This window comes from Paenibacillus sp. LBL (assembly GCF_029893715.1).
GTDB classification, from domain to species: Bacteria; Bacillota; Bacilli; order Paenibacillales; family Paenibacillaceae; genus Paenibacillus_AQ; species Paenibacillus_AQ glucanolyticus.
Window position 1 is genome coordinate 21,573 of record NZ_JARXYU010000010.1, and the last position, 13,828, is coordinate 35,400.

At 50.0% G+C, this 13,828-nt stretch carries 14 protein-coding genes and 1 riboswitch; of the genes, 10 read left to right on the forward strand and 4 right to left on the reverse strand.

Features of this window, described 5'->3' with window-relative positions:
- Positions 1-22 precede the first annotated feature (22 nt).
- A complete protein-coding gene (locus tag M2277_RS19855; RefSeq protein ID WP_280755417.1) occupies positions 23-1,381 on the reverse strand; it encodes a DUF2515 family protein in 1,359 nt (452 codons plus the stop codon).
- Positions 1,382-1,564: 183 nt separating this feature from the next.
- On the opposite strand from M2277_RS19855, the gene M2277_RS19860 reads away from it, so the two are divergent.
- The 8 genes from M2277_RS19860 to M2277_RS19895 all read left to right on the forward strand — a co-directional run bounded on the left by M2277_RS19860 (position 1,565) and on the right by M2277_RS19895 (position 9,711).
- Positions 1,565-1,909 carry a thioredoxin family protein gene (locus tag M2277_RS19860; RefSeq protein WP_063477746.1) on the forward strand — a complete coding sequence of 115 codons (345 nt, stop codon included), beginning with the start codon at positions 1,565-1,567 and terminating at the stop codon, positions 1,907-1,909.
- A gap of 243 nt (positions 1,910-2,152) precedes the next feature.
- On the forward strand, positions 2,153-3,124 hold the full coding sequence (locus M2277_RS19865) for a COX15/CtaA family protein (RefSeq protein WP_280755418.1): 972 nt from the start codon (positions 2,153-2,155) through the stop codon (positions 3,122-3,124).
- Between the two features lie 130 nt (positions 3,125-3,254).
- Positions 3,255-5,024, forward strand: coding sequence for a UbiD family decarboxylase (locus tag M2277_RS19870; RefSeq protein ID WP_280755419.1), 1,770 nt, complete (start codon positions 3,255-3,257; stop codon positions 5,022-5,024).
- A 46-nt stretch (positions 5,025-5,070) separates the two neighbouring features.
- Positions 5,071-5,790 carry a Cthe_2314 family HEPN domain-containing protein gene (locus M2277_RS19875; protein WP_006212614.1) on the forward strand — a complete coding sequence of 240 codons (720 nt, stop codon included), beginning with the start codon at positions 5,071-5,073 and terminating at the stop codon, positions 5,788-5,790.
- A 121-nt stretch (positions 5,791-5,911) separates the two neighbouring features.
- Positions 5,912-6,058: riboswitch (SAM riboswitch) on the forward strand.
- A 107-nt stretch (positions 6,059-6,165) separates the two neighbouring features.
- Positions 6,166-7,182 (forward strand): methionine ABC transporter ATP-binding protein, encoded by a 1,017-nt coding sequence (locus tag M2277_RS19880; protein ID WP_006212613.1) that lies wholly within the window; start codon positions 6,166-6,168, stop codon positions 7,180-7,182.
- Complete coding sequence (locus M2277_RS19885) at positions 7,182-7,850, forward strand: methionine ABC transporter permease (protein WP_006212612.1); 669 nt, start codon at positions 7,182-7,184, stop codon at positions 7,848-7,850. Before M2277_RS19880 ends, M2277_RS19885 begins: the two co-directional genes overlap by 1 nt.
- A gap of 66 nt (positions 7,851-7,916) precedes the next feature.
- Positions 7,917-8,759 carry a MetQ/NlpA family ABC transporter substrate-binding protein gene (locus M2277_RS19890; protein WP_006212611.1) on the forward strand — a complete coding sequence of 281 codons (843 nt, stop codon included), beginning with the start codon at positions 7,917-7,919 and terminating at the stop codon, positions 8,757-8,759.
- Between the two features lie 178 nt (positions 8,760-8,937).
- Positions 8,938-9,711 (forward strand): SDR family oxidoreductase, encoded by a 774-nt coding sequence (locus M2277_RS19895; RefSeq protein ID WP_006212610.1) that lies wholly within the window; start codon positions 8,938-8,940, stop codon positions 9,709-9,711.
- Between the two features lie 76 nt (positions 9,712-9,787).
- On the opposite strand, the gene M2277_RS19900 is transcribed toward M2277_RS19895, so the two are convergent.
- The gene (locus M2277_RS19900; RefSeq protein WP_006212609.1) at positions 9,788-10,033 is read right to left on the reverse strand and encodes a NifU family protein; all 246 of its coding nucleotides are present in this window, start codon (positions 10,031-10,033) and stop codon (positions 9,788-9,790) included.
- Between the two features lie 82 nt (positions 10,034-10,115).
- Here M2277_RS19900 and M2277_RS19905 point away from each other — a divergent pair, with 82 nt between their 5' ends.
- Positions 10,116-10,364 carry a YuzB family protein gene (locus tag M2277_RS19905; protein ID WP_280755420.1) on the forward strand — a complete coding sequence of 83 codons (249 nt, stop codon included), beginning with the start codon at positions 10,116-10,118 and terminating at the stop codon, positions 10,362-10,364.
- A 37-nt stretch (positions 10,365-10,401) separates the two neighbouring features.
- Here the strand turns inward: M2277_RS19905 and M2277_RS19910 are convergent, their stop codons facing one another.
- Complete coding sequence (locus M2277_RS19910) at positions 10,402-11,460, reverse strand: NAD(P)/FAD-dependent oxidoreductase (protein WP_006212608.1); 1,059 nt, start codon at positions 11,458-11,460, stop codon at positions 10,402-10,404.
- A 154-nt stretch (positions 11,461-11,614) separates the two neighbouring features.
- Positions 11,615-12,721: an aminofutalosine synthase MqnE gene (gene mqnE / locus M2277_RS19915; protein WP_006212607.1), complete on the reverse strand. Its 1,107-nt coding sequence runs from the start codon at positions 12,719-12,721 to the stop codon at positions 11,615-11,617.
- A gap of 391 nt (positions 12,722-13,112) precedes the next feature.
- Here mqnE and M2277_RS19920 point away from each other — a divergent pair, with 391 nt between their 5' ends.
- A complete protein-coding gene (locus M2277_RS19920; RefSeq protein ID WP_006212606.1) occupies positions 13,113-13,472 on the forward strand; it encodes a HesB/IscA family protein in 360 nt (119 codons plus the stop codon).
- Positions 13,473-13,828 lie beyond the last annotated feature (356 nt).

Sequence of the window (13,828 nt, forward strand, 5' to 3'; positions counted from 1 at the left end):
TAGAATGGAGACCATCCCAACCTCATCGGGATGGTCTCTTCCTGTTTTCATGGGAATGGATTCGCTCCGATACGTCATGCACGATGGAGGTCTTCTCAAGCGCCGCGCGATGGGCGTGGGTCATATCCGGCAGCAGTGGGCGTATTGGCTTGCGAATGTGACGGAGCATCACGCGGCCTTGATACCAATCGTACCGGGGAATGGGTTCCGGGGATTCATCCTGCCAGATCTCCTCAATATGGGGGCTGTATAGACGCCCTCCCTCCGGCAGCCACTCAGACTGGATCAGGTTGCGACTCTCGTGAGTATTATTCATAGCGGACTCAAGGGTCGGGGTAAACAATGCAGGCCAATATTCGGCCCGCGATCCCCGATGCTTGGTCGACTGCGCGAATGCCAGCACGGAGTGGAATATTTCCTCATAACCAAACAACAAAGCGTATAACGTTCTGCCCGCCTTGATCCGAATGCTCAGATCAGCAAACTTGAGGAGCGTCATTCCGGCTAAAGGCCTAGTTGAGTCAGGCGGCTCTTGGGAAGCCATCGTGTCCGCCTCGGGCCCGCTGACTTGTCCAAGTGGAAATACAATCTGATTCAGTCTCGCCAGCTCATGGATCCGAAAGAAGGGTTGCTCCAGAACATGCTCCAGGTAAAAAGGGTGCCTTGCCACACGTCCTTCAATATAGTTTTGCTCGTTAATGATCAGGGCAACCGTGAGCAGCGAACTCCCACGGTCCAGCCAGAACTGCTCCCAAAACGGAGTCATGAAGGCCGAAATATGGAAGTGAGGGAGCAAATGGAATAAAGGAGCTCCTTTTTTCCGACTGTGGATATAGAGAAGCAGCTGTGGATAGGCATCCTGAAAGATCAGAGCATTGCAGCGCTCGAGGAACCGGTACAGATGGTTCTTGAACTGTGAATCCGTGAGATCGGACATTAATCCACCCTTCAGATCACTCATATTCCACCCGGCATTTCGTGATACCATATGGGCCAGCAAAGCCCAGTGCAGCTCAGGATATGACTTATAGCAGTCATAATACGCTTGTGTACGGGTCACATTGCTCCGATTCGCATTCGCTGCAGCCTCCTGAATGAGAAGAATCAGCTCTTGCTCTTCCTGGGTTAGGTTATGAAGTTGATTATGACTTCGAATGCTGCTGTATCCTTCTGTAGAGGACATCAGTGAACCGGGCGGTTGAAGATAGGGATGGGAGGAGAGGATATCCTTAAGTTTCCTACGGATGGTTCTTACTGCTGCGTAATCCCATCGTAATTCATGCTTGTTGGTTGTGAGTTTTAAGGAAATTTGCCATGAGGCGAGCGTACCGGACCAAGATTCTGCAAGGGCATGCGGAATGGCGGCTGTCCAGGCCCACACATCCTTTCCCCCCTTTTTATTATCTCTGGTTCCGTGCGAGTGCATTGCAGTTGTCACCTGCACTTTCTGATGAAATTCCAGGGTTTCAACATGGTAATGTCAGTATGCCTCTAAAATTTGACTTCCACTCAACATTTTGATTCACTAAGGGTGAAGGAATTCGACGTAAAGGGGAGATAATCAATGGAAAAAATCACTTCAGAAGCAGAATTTCAGGTTGCAATCCAGTCTCCGCGACTGACCGTTGCCGTATTTAAAGCAGACTGGTGCGGCGATTGCAAGTTTATCGATCCGTTCATGCCGGAGGTAGAGACTAAATTCTCGAATCAACTGACTCTGGTAGAAGTTGACGTCGATGCTGTCGGTGACGTGAGTCAGCAGCAAAATATTTTGGGAATCCCAAGTTTTGTTGCTTATACAGACGGACGCGAGCTGGTTCGCTATGTTAACAAACTTCGCAAATCGCGAGAAGAGATTGAAGACTTCCTGCAGCGCGCTGTGGATGTATACGATACGATTCACAAGTAAAGCATGGATAATAGCACCGCCGCCTCATAGCTATATCGGGCGGCGGTGCTATTTTACATATCAAAGGGTTTGGGTTGAAGAGCCAAGCGTGTCCAAGAATGATTTTCTCATTTTTGAACATTTTGTCACAATCGCTCAAGTGACCGTAGCTCCAGAATCAGGTATAATGGAATGTGGACTGTGTTCGATGCGATCCTGTAAAGGTTCCAGATAGTTAATGATTACGAGCAGCAGGTGAGATGAGTGAATGATAAACAATTAAAATGGTTGAGTTACATAACATGCATCGTTATGTTCTGTGCGACTTTTGGAGGCATGGTTGTAACGAAGACGGGCTCGGGACTCGGTTGTGGCCAGGAGTGGCCGCTATGCAACGGGAAATTTGTTCCCGCTTACACGGTTTCCTCCATGATCGAATACTCGCACCGGGCAGTTAGCGGAATGGCGGGTTTGGCAGCTCTGACCTCGCTTATCGCGTTCTGGAGATATAAGCGGGACCGGCGGGATCTGATGGCTTACGTCATTGGCACCTCGGTGTTTGTTGTGGTACAGGCTATTATGGGAGCCTTTGCCGTGGTCAAGCCCCAGTCGGCAGCCATCATGGCGCTGCATTTTGGATTCTCGCTGATTGCGTTTGCCAGCTCGGTTATGCTGGCTCTGGGCATGCGGCGGGTAGAACAGGCCAAGGAATCCGTTGATCGGGAGCGGCTGCCGCGGGTAACCAAAGGGTTCCGTAATTTGGTGTGGGGAACCACGTTGTACAGCTACGTCGTTGTTTATATCGGTGCATTCGTCAGCCATACCGATTCGCGGGAAGGCTGTTCGGGATGGCCGCTGTGTAACGGAGAAGTAATACCCGAGCTGACCGGTGGCGTGGGGATTGCCTTTATGCACCGCGTCGCAGCCCTTCTGCTGCTGATTGTGGTGGCTGTTATGGGGCACTTTGCTTATTGGCGTAACCGGAACAATAGGGAGATACAGATGCTGGGGATTTCGGCAGCCGTGCTCTGTCTGCTGCAGGTGTTCAGCGGTGCCCTCATCATGGCAACGATCCATAATGAGGAGGTTTATGTATTCTCCGCATTGGGGCATACACTGCTGATCTCGGCGCTGTTCGGCGTACTTTGTTATTTAAGCGTGAGAGCATGGCAGCTAAGCAAGCCGCTTGAAGCGAAATTGCAGCGGGACCAAGGTATTCGAAGATTGTGTAAGTAGTAAAGGCTCATGCCTGAGCCTGATCAGATCGAAATTTTTAATAACATAGATGTACGCAAAGTCCCCGGGCCAGCAATGCAGTTCGAGGGCTTTGTTGTATAGGCTTTGCTTATAGGAAGGAGGGGAGTCGTTGATCGTTCATAATCTTCGCCAGTGGCTCGAAACGCTACGCAAGGAGAATGATCTTGCTGTCATTGATACCCCGGTAGATCCGTATTTGGAGCTGGCCGAGATTCATCGGCGCGTGATTGATGAGGGAGGGCCGGCCTTGCTCTTCACTAATGTGAAAGGCACGCCCTTCCCTGTGGCTACGAATTTGTTCGGCACGCCGCGCAGAGTCGATATGGCCTTTGGGCCCCGGCCCGAGCAAATGATGAAATCGCTGATCGGTGCTGCGGAGACATTGCTTCCACCAACCTTTTCAGCGCTGTGGAATGAACGGGGGCTGCTTAAGGACATTTTAAAGGTAGGCATGAAATCAGTTCCGCAGCATGAAGCGCCTGTGATGGCAATAAAAGTGACGGAGAATCCGCTGAAGGATCTGCCGCGGCTGACCAGCTGGCAGGATGACGGCGGACCTTTTGTTACACTGCCGCTTGTATACACGGAGAGCCCATCCAAACCGAAGGATCATAATCTGGGCATGTACCGGCTTCAGATTTACGATGACAACAAGGCGGGTATACACTGGCAGATCCATAAAGGTGGCGGTTTCCATTATGCTGAAGCAGAGCAGCAGAATCAGGCGCTTCCGGTCTCAGTATTTGTAGGGGGACCCCCAGCTCTGATTGCCTCTGCGATTGCACCGGTTCCGGAGCATTTGCCGGAATTGCTCCTGGCCTCCCTCATTCTTGGCGGGAAACTGCCAATGACCGACAACCCGCTGGGAGGACATCGCATTCCGGCAGAGGCGGAATTTGCGATTAGCGGTGTGGTGCCACCGCATGAACGCCGTCTGGAAGGCCCTTTTGGGGACCACTACGGTTATTATTCCCTTGCCCATGATTTCCCGGTCCTGCATGTGAAGCATATGTGGCATCGCAAGGAGGCGATATATCCGGCTACTATCGTCGGTAAACCGCGGCAGGAGGACTATTACCTGGGTGAATTCCTCCAACGGCTACTCTCCCCGGCATTCCCGATGGTTATGCCATCGGTACGCTCCTTGTGGACTTATGCGGAAACCGGCTTCCATGCCTTAACCGCAGCTGTCGTACGGGAGAGCTATTCCCGTGAGGCGCTTGTGTCCGCATTCCGAATTTTGGGCGAAGGGCAGTTGTCACTAACCAAAATGCTGCTCCTGACCAACCGTCCGCTCGATCTGTCCGATTTTCGTGAAACATTGGAAGCGGTATTGGAACGGTTTAATCCGGCATCAGATTTGTTTATATTTAATAAAACGTCCCATGATACCCTGGATTATACGGGGAATAAGCTCAATCATGGCAGTAAGGCCGTGCTCATGGGTATCGGTCGGCCAATTCGTGAGCTGCCGCGCAGTTATACCGAAGGTGAAATTCCGGGCATATCTCAAATGGCTCCATACTGTGGGGGTTGTCTGGTCGTTTCGGGGGCATCCTATGAGGACGATCCCGGACTGACCCAGCAAGTGATGGGGTATTTAAAAGCACGGGATACCGCATGGCCGTTGGTGATTGTGGTTGATGATGCCGAAGCGGCAGCGGCCACACAAACCTCATTCCTGTGGACGGTTTTCACCCGCTTCAATCCGGCAACGGATATTCATGCGGCAGCTGATATCCAGCATCATCATCTATCCTATAAACTTCCGCTGGTTATTGATGCACGAATGAAACCGGGATATCCGGAGGAGCTGTCCCCGCGAGAAGATATCGTGCAGACGGTGGATGCTCGCTGGAGCGATTATTTTGGCAAATAGCAATTCATGAAAGAAGGTTAATCTGACGACGCGAGGGGGTACCGCCATGCTGCGAATGTTACTCGGGGAACAGCCCCGACACAACAATGGCTTGCTTGAGGAGGCCATCGAATCGATGGTCAAGACAACCCGGCTGCTGCAAAAGGAAATGGAGAAACATCAGGATCCAACGCATGATTTTCGCAAGCTTGAGATTTGGACCCGCGGATTGATTGTATCCCTTGATGAGCTGGAGCAGAGCTGGAATGCGGCCAAGCATTTCAGTCAATCGGTTAAATCGGGTTATATCGATGATATGTCAATTCAGGAGCAGGGCGAGTATCAAAGGTATGTGTATTTTTACAAAAACGGATTTATACGCGTATTCTCCATCCTTGACAAGCTGGGTACGGTGCTTAATGAGCTGTATGATCTCCACACCTCGAAGGTTAAGGCTCATTTCTCCTACTTTACGGCACTGCGGCAGTTCAAGTTTCTAAAGGCACACGGTGAGCTGGCGTCCGAGCTGGAGGCCATCAAGGAACGCTATAAAATACCGCTGAACACACTTCGGAAACGCCGCAACGCTGAGATCCACTATATGAATTCAGAGATGCAGGATGATCTGTGGCAGCGCCATCAGGGACTGTCGGATAAAATCGAGCTGGAGGATATCGACCAGCACCTCGAGGATCTTAAGCAGGGTGTGGATATGGTATGCCGAAGCTTGGCTGCCTCGTATCGATATACTAATCGGATCTGGGCGGAAAAAGGAGTGCGGGTTTAGGCACAAAATCGCCATGAAATTCCTTTTGACAAAAACCTGAAAAGAATCTATACTAACTATTGCATTCATTAAATGTTATTAAATCAGATCAAATTAATTGGAAAAATTTCATATCGATGTTTTCTTATCGAGAGAGGCGGAGGGACAGGCCCGATGAAGCCCGGCAACCGGCTCCAGCGTATATCGCGTAACGCGATGACGGATGGAGTGACATGGTGCTAATTCCTTCAAAGCTGCAGGATCATCCTATGGCTTTGACAGATGAGAAAAGGCGTTGACTTTTACGTAAAGAGAGCCCTTTTTGATTCTACAAAAAGAGGCTCTTTTATTTTGGGTAAATAGATATGAGGCTATGGAAAAAGGAGGATTATCGGATTGATTGAGCTCAAGCAATTGACGAAGCAGTACGGAAAAGCCCGAACGCTAACCACAGCCTTGTCCGAATTGGATTTGTCGATTGAAAAAGGAGAAATCTTCGGTGTGATCGGACACTCCGGCGCAGGTAAAAGTACATTGATCCGTTGTATCAATTTGTTGGAACGTCCCACCTCCGGCGAGGTGTGGGTTAACGGTAAGAATTTGACACTGCTCGGCAAGAAGCAGCTTCAAGCAGAGCGTCGCAAAATCGGGATGATCTTTCAGCACTTTAACCTGCTGTCATCCGCAACGGTTTACGATAATATTGCCTTTCCGCTGCGGCTGATCAAGACGCCGAAGGCTGAGATGGAACGCAAAGTATCCGAGCTGTTGGCCTTGGTTGGCTTGGAGGCTCACCGGGACAAGTATCCGTCCCAGCTGTCAGGAGGGCAAAAGCAGAGGGTCGGCATAGCCAGAGCGTTGGCAAGCGATCCGGAGGTTCTGCTGTGTGATGAGGCCACTTCAGCGCTGGATCCGCAGACCACGGATTCGATCCTGCGCCTGCTGCTGGATATTAACAAGAAATTTCATCTCACGATTGTGTTGATCACCCATGAGATGCATGTCATCCAGAGCATATGTGATCGGGTGGCCGTTATTCATCAGGGCGGCATTGTGGAGCAGGGGCCGGTGACGGAAGTGTTCCTGAAACCTAAACATGAGGTGACGCAGGAATTCATCCGTCAAGAATTGGACAGCGGAGAAGCGCTCCGGCTGGCCATGCAGGGTCAGGCGAACAGCTCTTCCCAAGCGGTGCAAATTACGTTCCTGGGATCGAAAACGTACGATTCCATTCTATCCCATACCGTTCATGAGACGGGCGTGAATTTTGCGATTCTGCAGGGCACGATCTCCACGATCAAGGAAACACCGTATGGTCAGCTCATCGTACGCTTCGAAGGGGAAGAGAGAGCCATCGAAGAGACGATTCGGAAGCTGCTTCAACAAGGATTAGACGTGGAGGTGATTCATTAATGTTGGAGCTCGATTTTACCCAGATCGACTGGAAAGAAATCGGTACGGCAACATTGGATACCCTGCGAATGCTGGGGGCTTCGGCTTTGTTCAGCTTCATTATCGGGCTGCCGGTTGGCGTGCTGCTGTATATGGCTGCAAGATCCACATCGGGCTTGGTGCGCTTCGGATATTCGATCCTGTCGTTCATTGTGAACATCCTGCGTTCGGTTCCGTTCATCATCCTGATCGTTGCGATGATCCCGATTACGAAGTCGCTTGTGGGTGTATCGTACGGCGTCCTGGGAACCATTCCGCCGCTCGTTGTGGGGGCAGCACCGTTCTTCGCCAGACTGGTGGAGACGGCCCTGAATGAAGTGGACAAAGGCGTCATTGAAGCCGCTCATGCCATGGGCTCCTCGACAAGCCAAATCGTGTGGAGGGTGCTTCTTCCAGAGGCTCGTCCGGGTTTGCTGGCGGGCATGACCATCACGATTGTGACCCTGGTATCCTATACGGCGATGTCGGGTCAGGTCGGCGGCGGCGGTTTAGGGGATTTGGCCATCAAGTACGGCTATTACCGTTATGAGACGGAGATCATGATTCTGGCCGTTGTGTTAATGATTGTGCTGGTGCAGCTGCTGCAAATGGCAGGGGACCGCCTGGTACGGCATTTTACAAGAAAATAACGGGATTGGTAAAGCATCAAGGCAGACATTATATAGATAATACATTTTCGGAGGGAGAGTTTAAGAATGAAAAAATGGACATTGGCACTCATCAGTTTGACTTTGGTTGCGGTGCTGGCTGCATGCGGCAGCAAGCCTGCGGATAACGCTTCGGAGCCAGGGGGAACAACGGGAGGCAGCGGTCAAGAGACCGTAACCTTGAAAGTAGGGGCTTCGCCTGCACCACATGCGAAAATTCTGGAGCATATCAAACCTGCGCTTGAAAAAGAGGGCGTGAACCTGGAAATCGTGGAGTTCACCGATTATGTTCTGCCGAATACGCAAGTAGATTCCAAAGAAATCGATGCGAATTTCTTCCAACACAAGCCTTACCTGGATAATGAAATCAAGGAACGCGGCTTGAGCTTGGAATCGGTGATTGCGGTACACGTTGAACCGCTGGGTGCTTACTCCAGAACGATTAAGTCTGCGGATGAGTTGAAGGATGGAGCCGTTGTAGCAATCCCTAGCGACCCATCGAACGCTGGTCGTGCATTGTCCCTGTTGTCCAAGAACGGCGTAATTAAGCTGCAGGATGAGACGAAGCTTGAAGCTACCGCCAAGGATATCGTGGAAAATCCGAAGAACCTGCAATTCAAGGAAGTTGAAGCCGCCATGCTGCCGCGTATGCTGGATGAGCTGGATCTGGCTGTCATCAACACGAACTATGCGCTTGAAGCGGGACTCGACCCAACGAAGGATGCTCTCTTTATCGAGGACAAAGAGAACCCTTATGCAAACTTGCTGGTAGCCCGTCCGGATAATAAGGATTCCGATGCCATTCAAAAATTGGCGAAGGCACTGACTTCCGAGGACGTGAAGACTTTTATTGAAGAAGAGTACAAAGGTGCCGTCATTCCGGCATTCTAATGGATCATAGCAGGTATCTGCTGTATCCATGAATAGAGGGGCATTATTCGAAAAGACCTGCGGGTCTATCGGGTAGGCCCCTTTTTTTGTTTACCTTAGTCGCTGCCCCCCACAAGTTGTGAGGTTGGATCAAATCTTTTATACTGAAGGAAGGATATCCATCTGAGGAGGGAAAGCCTTGAAGGGAAAAGTGGCGCTGGTTACAGGCAGTGCGACAGGTTTAGGAAAAATGACTGCTCTGTCGTTAGCGCGGCAGGGATGTAATATGGCTATAAATTATGTAAACAGCAAGGATGAGGCAGAATCCCTTTCTCGTGAAATTGAAGGACTTGGCGTCAAGTCGATAGCGATTAAAGCTGATATCGCCAGCGAGTTGGAATTGTATTCTCTGGTGGACCAAACGGAAGACCGTCTTGGCAGCGTCGATATCCTGGTGAATAACGCAGGCCCTTTCATTCGGGAGCGCCGCCTGTTCTCGGAGTATACCCGCGACGAAATTGTACATATGGTCAATGGCAACCTAACCGGTGTCATGCTGCTGGACCATCGCGTTCTACCTGCCATGCGTGCGAAAAAATGGGGCCGGATCATCCATTTCGGCTTCGGGCATGCCGGCGAAGCACGAGCGTGGCCTCAACGCGCAGCCTATGCGGCTGCCAAAGTGGGCCTTGTTTCGTTTACCAAGACGCTTGCGGTGGAGGAAGCGCCATATGGAATCACGGTCAATATGATCTGCCCTGGAGATATACGCGGTGCAAACAAGGAGAAGTCCATTGATGAGGTGTCAGGTATTCAAGACGGTCTGACACCGCGCGGACGATCGGGAAGCGGGGAGGACATCGCCAGGGTAATCGAATATTTATGTCTGGATCAATCGGATTTCATTACCGGCAATATTATGGACATTTCCGGCGGACTGGACCCGATCCGGCCGTTAATCAAACCGGAATAGGATCTCATTATATTCTCTCAAAAAAAAGAGTCTTGGTTCCGTAAGGAAACCAAGACTCTTTATAGTTAAAGAAGATTTAGAATACTTGAACTACTTCTTGAATGCCTTCTACTTCTTCAACCAGGGCGCGTTCAATCCCTGCCTTCAGAGTAATGGTGGAGCTTGGGCAGCTGCCGCATGCACCCATCAATTTCAGCTTAACGATGCCGTCTTCAACGTCGACCAATTCCACGTCACCGCCGTCGCGCTGCAGGAACGGACGAAGTTTATCAAGCACTTCAGCCACTTCATCATATACAGTGGTTTGCGTGTTTTCACTCATCTTGTTCAACTCCTTTCCTCCCTATATTATAGTACATAAACCGGCAAATTAAAATGCCAATCTTAAGGCGGGTTGAATAACAATGTCCATCATGATTGAGTTTTGTACAAGTAATTCCTATTTCGGAACGGATAAAGTTTTACAACCGCTTGAAGCCAGGTTTGATTGTCAAGTCATTGAATATGGCTGCCTGACAAGCTGCGGCCAGTGCTATTTGACGCCCTTCGCCTATGTCGATGGCGACTGGATGGAAGCCCCCACGGCTGAAGCGCTGCTTGAGACCGTAGTGCGCAAGTTGGAGAGCCTAGAGCCCAATCAGGAGCAAGGCTGAGCTGCAGTTTTCCATGAGCGACTCGTCATATTTCAGACTAGTAGTGGCGCTTGGATTTCCAGAGTACACCGCTCTTCAATATTCTTGGCACTCGGCCCATAACCGAAGTGCTGCCCATCAGGCCAAAGCCTGCATGCTTGCCAAGGGAACCCAGCGTTCCCTTCAGCTTCAGCGGAGATACCTTAGGCGTATCCTCACGCCAAACCGCTTTCAAGACATGTCCCACTTGCTCGGCTTGAGCTCCGGCCGCTTGGGCACTCGGGACGAACGGAAGGCTGGCGCAGTCGCCGATGACATACACTTCCGGATGGGAAGGAACCTGGTACCACTCGTTTAGCAGAATGCGCCCGCTGCGGTCTTTTGGCAGATCGAGATCCTGCACGACTTTTACAGGCTGGATGCCAGCCGTCCAAACAGCCAGATCGGTTGCGATGGGCACATCGAGATTGTACACGGCGTCCTTCTCAACCCGGGATACGGAAACGCCGCTGTGGATATCCACGTGATGCTCCTCAAACCAGCGTTGAATATAAGCAGACAAACGGTTAGGAAAAGAAGAAAGAACGCGTTGTCCCCGGTCCAGTATGGCGATATTAAGGTCAGGTCGGCTTTCACGAAGATCGGCAGCGAGTTCGATGCCGCTTAAGCCTCCGCCAATGATATGAACTTGACCGTAAGGTCGCAGGTTGTTCAGGTTCAAATAGGTTTCCCGGGATGCAGAGAAAGATTGCAGGCTGAACGTAAATTCCTCAGCGCCCGGTACTCCATGATAACGGTCCGTACATCCCAGGGCAATGGCGAGCTGATCGTACTCCACAGGATCGTTGTTTGTCAGGTTAACAAGCTTCTTCTCAAGGTCAACGGATGTAACTTCACCGTATAGAATATGGAGCCGATTATACACTGGAAATTTCACACGAACGGCGGTATCGGCCACGGTGCCTGCTGCCAGCGCGTAATATTCGGTTTTGAGTCCTTGATATGGCATGCGGTCGATGAGCACGACCTCCACGTCTGGAGGAAGATAGCCGCTGAATAATTCCTGAATTAAGGCAAGACCACCATAGCCTCCACCGAGAATGACGAGCTTTTTCATAAATTTCTTCCTTTCTCAAGAGATAAGAAGGTGAGTGGATGTTCGCAAGAAAAACGCCGCTAAAAGCGGCTTAGGGTACCCACGCTATATTATCTCTTTAACCTGTTTTCCGTTTTTTGGAACGTCTGCTTGTATTCATCGCTGCTGATAAGGGTTATTCGTAAACCTTGATCTCGTTGTAGAATGTATCTCTTTCAACCGGAATGCGGCCAGCGCCTTTGATAAGCCACACAAGCTCTTTGCGTGTCAATCCCTCCGGTGTTAAAGCTCCTGCAGCATGGCTGATGCGTTCCTTCAGGATGGTACCATGCACATCGGAAGCGCCAAAGCTGAGCGCCACTTGAGTCAACTGTGCTCCGATATTAATGAAATAGGCCTTGATGTGGTCGATATTATCGAGCATCAAGCGGCTGATGGCAATGGTCTTGAGATCCTCGTAAGCCGAGTTCCGGCGCATAATGCCCGCATTTTTATTCTTAGGCTGCATGGACAGTGGAATAAATACCATGAATCCATTGGTTTCATCCTGCAGATCCCGGATTTGCAGCATATGGCGGATACGGTCCTCATGGCTCTCGATAGATCCGTACAACATGGTTGTATGGGTCTTCATGCCAAGCTTGTGTGCAGTACGGTGAACATCGAGATACTGATCCACATTGGCTTTATCCACCTTCATCTTCTGACGGTATTGGTCCGATAAAATCTCGGCACCGCCGCCTGTCAAGGATTGCAGACCGGCCTTCTGCAGTTCCTGCAGCACTTCCTTCGTGCTAAGCCCGCTGATTCGGGTGAAGAACTCGATCTCTGCCGCGGTGTAGGCTTTCAGGGTCACTTCCGGGAAACGTTCGCTCAATGCCTTCAGGGAATCTACGTAGTACTGGAAAGGCACATGATTATTATGTCCGCCAACGATGTGGAATTCTCGAACTCCTGGATGAATATGCTGTTCCACATATTCAATCATCTCAGCACCGGATAGGGTATAGGAGCCTTCCTCGCCTTGATCCTTCCGGAAATTACAAAACGCACAGTGGGATTCGCATACATTCGTGAAATAGAGACTCATGTTCTCGATGAAGTATACTTTTTTCCCGTTCTTGCGCAGGTTTGCCTCATTAGCCAGCTGCCCGAGGGTCAGCAGGTCATCGGTTTGGTACAAATACACACCGTCTTCGAGATTCAGGCGTTCGCCGCTTCGGACTTTGGCAACGATTTCGGCCATTCTCTGATCGGTAAAGGGTGTTACAATCGTGGACATGTTCAATCCTCCTGTTCACACTTGATCTGTCTGAACATTCAGCAGCCAAGTGATCATAAAGTGGATCACTCCCCGTAGGGAACGGTCCGTCTATAATGGTATAACTGCTGCATCCATAATGGGCTGAATAATTAATGGAGTTTGTGAAAAAATATACAACTGTGGACCAGCCATAACCTTTGCCGCATTTAAGCCGGGGGATGTGACAATTATCCAACAGTTGCCGCCCATGTTCCTTCCCTATTATAAACCTGACCCCTCGGGGTAGCAATACAAATAGAGGAATTGAAAACAGGTAATTGTTCATATGGCAAAATGACCATCATAAGAACCTTGAGCGAATTCGCGAAGAGGAGTATACTTAAAGGGTGAACGAAAAGGAGGGTGACCTATGATAACAATCAGCGAAACGGCTGCAGAACGGTTGAAAGAAATGCTTGCTGAACAGGAAACGCCCAATATGTTCCTTCGATTGGGTGTCACTGCCGGCGGTTGCAGTGGTTTTTCATATGCAATGGGCTTTGATGACAGTGAAACGGAAGCAGACGTATATATGGACTTGCAGGATATGAAGGTGGTCGTTGAGAAGGACGACCTGAAATACCTGAACGGTCTTGAGATTGATTTTGAAGAATCCGGCATGACCGGCGGCTTCACCATTCACAACCCGAATGCTACGGTTACTTGCGGCTGCGGTTCGTCGTTCCGCACGCGAGAAGACGCAGGCAAACCGAGCGAGGAGCCTTGTTAAGAAGCGGGTTTTCAGCGTTGACGGTTCCGGATGTGCCTTGCGGAAGCATAGGCGCCATGATTGTGGATCACGGCCTTTATGACGGTAAATAACCGTTATGGAGGTCGTTTTTTATGTCTTTAAAAAAGCGCACGAAACGAATCAATATTGATAAGAGTTATTCGCAATTAACGTTTAAGCAAGCGCTCGACATGGCAATCAGCGAGAAGAAGGCGGAGGGTTTTGCGTGATCGTACGATAAAGGATTATGAGAAGCATTACGGATACTTCGTTAAATGGCTACACGATTATATGAATATTCTATCAATAAAGAAAAATAATTTATTAGTATTTATAGACACATTTTATATACATAT

Excerpts from the sequence above, each read along its gene's own strand:
- M2277_RS19860 (WP_063477746.1), top strand. The coding sequence starts at position 1,565 with ATGGAAAAAATCACTTCAGAAGCAGAATTTCAGGTTGCAATCCAGTCT.
- M2277_RS19875 (WP_006212614.1), top strand. The coding sequence starts at position 5,071 with ATGCTGCGAATGTTACTCGGGGAACAGCCCCGACACAACAATGGCTTG.
- M2277_RS19885 (WP_006212612.1), top strand. The coding sequence starts at position 7,182 with ATGTTGGAGCTCGATTTTACCCAGATCGACTGGAAAGAAATCGGTACG.
- M2277_RS19890 (WP_006212611.1), top strand. The coding sequence starts at position 7,917 with ATGAAAAAATGGACATTGGCACTCATCAGTTTGACTTTGGTTGCGGTG.
- M2277_RS19900 (WP_006212609.1), bottom strand. The coding sequence starts at position 10,033 with ATGAGTGAAAACACGCAAACCACTGTATATGATGAAGTGGCTGAAGTG.
- M2277_RS19905 (WP_280755420.1), top strand. The coding sequence starts at position 10,116 with ATGTCCATCATGATTGAGTTTTGTACAAGTAATTCCTATTTCGGAACG.
- M2277_RS19910 (WP_006212608.1), bottom strand. The coding sequence starts at position 11,460 with ATGAAAAAGCTCGTCATTCTCGGTGGAGGCTATGGTGGTCTTGCCTTA.
- mqnE (WP_006212607.1), bottom strand. The coding sequence starts at position 12,721 with ATGTCCACGATTGTAACACCCTTTACCGATCAGAGAATGGCCGAAATC.
- M2277_RS19920 (WP_006212606.1), top strand. The coding sequence starts at position 13,113 with ATGATAACAATCAGCGAAACGGCTGCAGAACGGTTGAAAGAAATGCTT.